Origin of the sequence: Laspinema palackyanum D2c, assembly GCF_025370875.1 — a bacterium.
Taxonomy (GTDB): domain Bacteria; phylum Cyanobacteriota; class Cyanobacteriia; order Cyanobacteriales; family Laspinemataceae; genus Laspinema; species Laspinema palackyanum.
This window is the reverse complement of the sequence record NZ_JAMXFD010000036.1, coordinates 46,110-53,909: the sequence shown is the minus strand read 5'-3', so window position 1 is coordinate 53,909 and position 7,800 is coordinate 46,110. Positions and strand designations below refer to the sequence as shown.

The 7,800-nt window shown below is 50.0% G+C and carries 1 protein-coding gene; it reads left to right on the top strand.

Going from position 1 to position 7,800, the window contains the following annotated elements:
- On the top strand, positions 1-7,377 hold a 7,377-nt coding region (locus tag NG795_RS25870), incomplete at its 5' end, for a CHAT domain-containing protein (RefSeq protein ID WP_367291484.1).
- Positions 7,378-7,800 lie beyond the last annotated feature (423 nt).

The following is a 7,800-nucleotide window of genomic DNA, read 5'->3' as shown; positions in this document are numbered from 1 at the left end:
CTCGGACGAGTCACGGGTGGAGATGCTTCCATTATTAATGGACTCATTCAAATCACCGGGGGAAATTCCAATCTATTTTTAATGAATCCAGCCGGAATTTTATTCGGTCCCAATGCTTCCTTAAATGTCCCCGCTTCATTTACCGCAACTACTGCCACCGCAATTGGGTTTGGGAATGATTGGTTTCAGGCAGTGGGAGAAAATAACTGGGGTAATTTAGTCGGAACCCCCAGTCAATTTGCCTTTGATAGTTCCCCACCGGGAGTGATTGCCAATTTAGGCAACTTAACTCTATCACCGGGACAGAATTTAACCCTATTGGGAGGAACGGTCCTCAATGCCGGTACGCTTGTTTCTCCTGGGGGAAATATTACGGTTGCCGCAGTTCCAGGAGAGAGTCGCGTTAGAATTTCTCAACCGAATCATGTGCTAAGTTTAGAAGTGACTCCCTCTGCAGGAAATCCTCTCACCTCCCAACTCACCCCCCTGAGTTTGCCGGAACTTTTAACCGGGAGTGGGGTGAGTCACGCCAATCAGGTGCAGGTGAATCCCGATGGTACAATTGCCCTCACGGGTTCTCACTCCAGGGTTCCGGTGGAATCTGGGGATGCTGTTGCTTCCGGTAATATTAATGTCACGGGAGAATCGGGGGGGACAGTCCAGGTATTAGGCGATCGGGTTGCGCTTGTCAATGCCAATATAGACGCTTCAGGCATGAATGGGGGTGGTACGGTCCTGGTGGGCGGTGAATATCAGGGTGAAGGTCCGGTTCCCAATGCCTCGAATACCTTTGTGAGTCGAGATTCGATTATTTCGGCAGATGCCCTATCCCAGGGAGATGGGGGTCGCGTGATTATTTGGGCCGATGATACTAACACATTTTTAGGTACAATCAATGCTCGCGGCGGGGTCCAGGCAACGGATGAACCACAGAATGGTGGATTTGTAGAAGTATCGGGCAAGGAAACCCTGATTTTTCGGGGGACAGTGGATCTAAGTGCGCCTAATGGCAGTTTAGGCACATTACTCCTTGACCCAACAGATATTATTATTAGCAATAGTGACAATGCTGGGGGAGAATTTTTTCAACCCGGGGCGAATGATAACGAACTGAATGCCGATGTTCCCACTCCGGGAAACCAACTAGGAGAAGTGTTTGCAGAAGAGGGTGTTGGAGAAACCTATACAATTTCCAGAAAGGCTCTACAAGATTTACCCGGAAACGCGAATGTTATTTTAGAGGCAACCAATAATATAACGATTCAGGAGTTGGTGGGGTTTGGACCGGAACTGAGGTTTCAACCCGGAACGGGTTCTATTTCCTTTGTGGCAGATGCTGATGGCAATGGTGTGGGTGATTTTTCTATGAATCCGACCAACTCTATCTCGGCAAGTGGGAGAAATTTATCCATTTCTGGCGCAAATATAATCGTTGGAAATATCAATACGGGACTCGGTTTCGGTTCCAGTAATGGGGGTGCAATTACTTTAACTGCAACCACTGCAACGAACGGCAGCATTACGGGGGGGACACTCTACTCGGGGACGAATCTGGTAGAGGGTAGCGCATTCCTGGGTAATGGGGGTGCGGTTACAGTAACGGCGACAGGGGATATTAACCTGGATGCAATCAATACTAGCTCAGTGCTCAATGTCTTGTTAGTAGACTCTGCGGCGGGGGACGGGGGGGCGATTACCCTCAGAAGTACAACGGGAAATATAGTGGTGGGGCTCCTGGATTCTTCTTCCATAGTACAGCCCGGTGTTCCCGCGAATAATGCGGGCAATGGTGGGGAGATTTTGGTAGAGTCCGTGAACGGGAGTGTGAATACCTTTACCATTCGATCGAATGCTGAATCTGTAGATGGAATTGCGGGTACAGGTGGGAATGTTGTAGTGAATGCTGCGACGAGTTTAAGTATCAGAAGCGGTTTAAATTCTCGTAGTTCGGAACTCAACAATGGGGGGGATGTTGAACTAACGGGGAATCTGATAGAGTTACCCCCACCACCAGGGGAAGGGCAGCAAAATAATAATGATAACAATGGGGGAATTTTACTGCTGCAACCGAGTACCCCAAATACGGATATTGCGATTAATGACGCAGGGGATGTCCTCGATACTTTAACCTTGAATCCGTTCCAACTCGAAAACCTGAATTGGGGGTTTGATTCGATTACGATTGGACGGGCGGATGGAAGCGGGACCGTGACTCTGGATAGTTTTGAGACTCCGATTGATGCGCCTCTGACGGTGCGATCGCCCAATGGTACGATTACGGTCAATAGTCCAATTGAGGCAGTCGGTGAGGGTTCAATCACCCTAATCGGTCCCACCACCCTCAATTCTGACCTCACTACGGTGAACCAAGCGATCGCCATTCAGGGAGATGTCACCCTGGGATTCAATCCCATTATGGAGGGAAATGTCATCTTGGGATTCAATCCCATTACCCTCACTTCAGGCAATGGTCCAATTACCCTCACCGGACTGGTGAATGGGAATCAATCCCTCATTTTAGATGCAGGAATGGGGAATATTAGTATTACCGGGGCCATTGGCGGGGTCAACAACCCCATTAGGGATGTGATGGTGAAGAGTACCGGGATTACCGAGTTTGGCGGACCCATTAACGCTGCCAGTCTGACGACGGATGCCGGGGGGACGACCCAACTCACGGGGAATGTCACCACCACTGAATCGATGGGGCAAGTGTATGGAGATAATGTACTCATCCCAGGCGACCTCACCTTAACCGGGGATGAACTCAGCTTTGGTGGAACCGTTACCGGAAGCGGATTGCTCACCCTGCAACCCGCTAACCTGAATACCCCAATTGCCTTGGGCAATGCTACAGAAATCGGCGAGGAAACATTAGATATTACGGCGGCAGATTTAGGTGCATTTCAGGGATTCACTGCCCTCACCATTGGGCGTGGGGATGGCAATGGGGCGATTTCTGGCACTAATTTATCCTTAACGGTTCCCACCACCATTCAATCGGGAAATGGCGACATTACCTTGGCGGGGGCAAATGGCGCACAACCCCTGACGGTGAGTTCCACCAATGGGACCGTTAGTTTATCGGGGGAGGTGGGAAATATTACCCCGTTATCTTCCTTAAGTGTGAATAGCGGAGGGATTGTTACCCTCGGAAATGCGATTACCACCAATGGTCCTAATGGCATGGCGATCGCCGGAACTGGAGGGATTAACTTAACTGGACCCGTTACCCTTAATAGTAGTACCGGAAATGGTACAATCGCCTTAACAGGTGCAGTCAATGGCAATTTTCCCCTCACCCTGACTTCCGGAAATGGGACAGTCACCCTCCCAGCGATGGGAAATATCATCCCCGTCTCCTCCCTCACAGTGAATAGCACCAACCGGGCCCAACTCACCGGCAATATTACCACCCAGGGAGTCAATGGGGTAACCGTGAATGCACCAACTACTGTGGCATCCCCCGTCACCATCGATACCCGGACTGGCAATGGTCCGATTAACGTCACCGGCACAGTAGATGGAACGTTTCCCCTCACCCTGACAGCAGGAACCGGAAATGTGCAATTAACTCAACCCGTTGGGAGTATTTTCCCCTTAACTCAACTCACGATCGCCGGGGGAATCCTGGACACTGCTAATTTAAACGTGGGTAGCGGAGGAATCAATCTCACCGGCAGCAACATCACCCTGAATACTGTTAATACAACTGCCGGAGGAACCCTAGGGATTAACAATAGCGGAACCCTCAACCTTGCTGGATTACTGAATCTTTCCGGTTTATTTTCCCAAACCGGAACCGGACCCGTAATTTTGGGAAATAATCTCACCACTGCCAACCAAAATATCAGTTTTAATAGCCCCGTTAGCTTTACAGGAAACCCCACAATCTCTGCTGGAACCGGCAGTCTTTCCTTTAATAACACCCTCAACGCCGGTACAGGCAATCTGAGTCTAACCGCCAACGAGATGCAGTTTGGTGGGGCAATTAGTGGGACTGGGTTAGTATTTTTATCCCCCGGTTCTAGCGATCGCAATATTCAAATTGGCGGAACCCTTAGCAATAATGCCCTAAACCTCTCCCTCGCCGAACTCAATCTATTTCAACCGGGATTTACCCAAATTACCATCGGGCGGATTGATAGTACCGGGTTAATTGCGATCGCCCCTCTCACCCTTTCTAACCAGTCCTTTTTCTTCCAAAGCGGCAACGGAATTATCTCCTTGTTAGGACTGTTACGCGGGCGGTTGGGGGCTGATTTTACCTTCTTTGCCAACGAGATTGAACTCAGGAATGGAATCGAAACCGATGGCACCGATATCGTCTTCGATGGCAATGTCAAACTCGCTGCTGATGTCACCCTGAATACAGGGCCCGGTGAGGGTACAATCACCTTTGAACGAACCGTAAACGGACCTCACCAACTCACCCTCCAAGCAGGGACTGGGAATGTGGAATGGTTAGGGGCAGTGGGCGGAACTGAACCCTTGGGGGGGACGACTGCCACGGGCAATACAATCCGTTTATCCTCGGGACTTCGCGCCCTCGGGGATATTATCCTGAATAGTAACCTCCGCCTGATTGATAACACAGCGATCGCCTCCCAAAATGGGAATATTCAGTTCAATGGACGGGTGGATAGTCTCACTTCACCCATTAATTTGAGTCTAAGTGCAGGAGGCGGCATTACCCTGAACCAAGCAGTCGGTTCTCAAATTCCCCTCGCACAATTCCAAGTCAGCAATGCCAGATCGGTTACGGCAACTGCGCCAATTAACGCCAATACCGTGGGGATTTCCGCCAATCAGATTCAACTGGGTGGAAACATCACCACAACGGGAGGGAATGTCACGGTTACCGGCAATAATCAGCTAACTGTGGGAAATATTACCACATCCGGCGGTGCAATTCGGGTGATTAATAATACTGGGGATACCAATGCCGGGAACTTGAATAGTTCCAATCCCAATGGAACCGGAGGCGCAGTCGCCATTGAAGCGCCGAATGCCGCAACCCTCGCCGGTGACTTGATTTCCACGGGACAAACCGGGGGAAATATCCGGATCATTGCCCGCGATCGCATCTCTGTGGGTAACATTGACTCGAACGGCAGTATCGGCAGTGGCGGGAATGTCTTTATTGACCCGGAAAATGATACACAAGTCGGATATATTAATGCCCAAGGGGGCAATTCCGGGACTGGGGGAGATATCTTTATCCAAACCGGACAGTTTTTCCGGGCGATGAATACCTTTCGCGATCGCAACGGACAAACCGCCAGTATTTCCTCGGCAGGGGGACAAGGCGGCGGTTCCATTTCCCTCAATCATGGGGGAGGGGACCTGGAAATCCCCTTGGTGATTGGGGATAATAGTAGTAACGGGACGGCAGGGGTGATTACCACCGGCAGCGAAACTCTCACTTTAGGAGAATCCTTCCTCGGTCCCGTGACTCGCGGAAATATTACCGTGGTAACGGGGGAAGTGATACCGCCCGAAGAACCCATCGAAGAAGTACCACCGGCAGAAGAACCCATCGAAGAAGTACCACCGGCAGAAGAACCCATCGAAGAAGTACCACCGGCAGAAGTACCACCGGCAGAAGTACCACCGACAGAAGTACCTTCAGAGGAACTGCCACAGGAGGAACTCCCTCCCGCCACAGAAGCAATTTCAACCCAGACCATTACACCTGGGCCCACCGATATACAACCCTTGGGATCTGCAACAGAGGCAGCAGGGGAAGTAGCATCGGAAACCCCAGCAGCAGGGGAACCCACCGCAGAAGCATCCCCAGAGGAAGCATCCATCCCTGTTGCCGTTGAAGCGACTGCCGAAGCAACAACCCCGGTGAGTACCCCCACCATTGAACCGCCTGCGATCGCCCCGGCAACCATCGAGACGATTGAGATCGCCTCTGAGGAGATTGTACCCCCTTCCCCAGAGGTGGAACCGACCCTCACCACCCCGGAAGCTGTAACGCCTCTGTTTACAGAAACCCCCGGGCAATCTGCCGGAGAACCGCCGGTGTTTCTGATCCCACAAGGCATAACTGAAACCGTGCGATCGGCGATCGCACGCAATGGCAGCGAAGGAAATCAAGGACCTGCTTTGGGTAATGTTCGGGAATCCATTGCCCAAAATATTGATACCGGCATGGGGGCAATGGAACAAATCTTTAGCGATAGCTTTAGTCAGCATCATGGGATTTCACCGGGACAAATTGTTTCCTTATCCCAAGCGCAAACCATGATGGGGAATATCGAAGCAGAAACCGGCGTGAAACCCGCCTTAATTTATGTCAGGTTTGCCCCCATCAGTTTAGAGGGCGATCGGGACCAGGACCAACTAGAAATCCTCATTGTCACCGCAGACGGACAACCCATTCCCAAACGAATTCCTAACACCAGTCGCGCCGAAATCATCAAAACCGCTAATGCTTTTCGGGGAGAAATTACCGCCACGGGAATTCGCCGCAACCGTTATTTAACCAGCGCCCAACAGCTTTATAACTGGATAATTGCCCCCATCGAAGAAGAGTTAAAAGCCCAAAATATTCAAAATTTAGCCTTTATCATGGATAGCGGATTGAGGGGTCTTCCCCTCGCGGCCCTCCATGATGGCAATCAATTCCTCGTGGAAAAATACAGCGTGGGACTAATGCCTTCCTTAAGTTTAACCGATACCCGATATGCGGACATTAAAACTCGGGAAGTCTTAGCAATGGGAGCCTCTGAATTTACAGAATTAGACCCCTTACCCGCCGTTCCCTTAGAAGTGGAAATGATTACCACAAAAGTGCGGAAAGGGCAAGGTTTTGTCAATGAATTGTTCACCTTAGAAACCCTGAAACGAGAACGAAATACTCATCAATATTCCATCGTTCATCTGGCAACTCACGGGGAATTTCAGTCGGGAAAACTCAGCAATTCCTATATTCAACTGTGGGACCGGAAGCTAAAAATGGATGAAATTCGAGAACTTGGGTTTAACGACCCCCCATTAGAATTGCTCGTCCTCTCCGCCTGTCGAACTGCGGTGGGGGATGAACAAGCGGAATTAGGATTTGCCGGGTTAGCAGTCCAAGCAGGCGCTAAAACTGCCCTAGCTAGTTTATGGTATGTTTCTGATGAAGGAACCTTTGGGTTAATGAGTGAATTTTATCACCATTTAAGTCAGGCCCCCATCAAAGCAGAAGCCCTCCGGCAAACCCAAATTGCCATGATTCAAGGGCAAATTCGAGTAGAGAATGGTATCCTTTATACGGCTAATCAGGAAATTCCCTTACCCGAGGCGATCGCGCATCTCTCTCAATCGGATTTAACCCATCCCTATTATTGGTCCGCCTTCACCCTAATCGGCAGTCCTTGGTAAATCAATTTCCAAGAATTTCAACCTTACAACTTCAGTCGTTATCCCCAGTTCGTAGTAACGACTTCAGTCGTTTCTTCCCCAGTTCGTAGTAACGACTTCAGTCGTTCTCTTAGTTCGTAGTAACGACTTCAGTCGTTTCTTTCTTAGTTCGTAGTAACGACTTCAGTCGTTTCTTTCTTAGTTCGTAGTAACGACTTCAGTCGTTCTCTTAGTTCGTAGTAACGACTTCAGTCGTTCTCTTCTGCAAGATCTGTGAGGGTTCAAACTCCCACTGATTTCTGAAATTTGATTTCGGGACCCGGAAACGACTAAAGTCGTTACTACGAACGGGGGAGAATGACTTGCCTTTGATTTCGGGACCCGGAAACGACTAAAGTCGTTACTACGAACGGGGGAGAATGACTTGCCTTTGATTTCGGGACC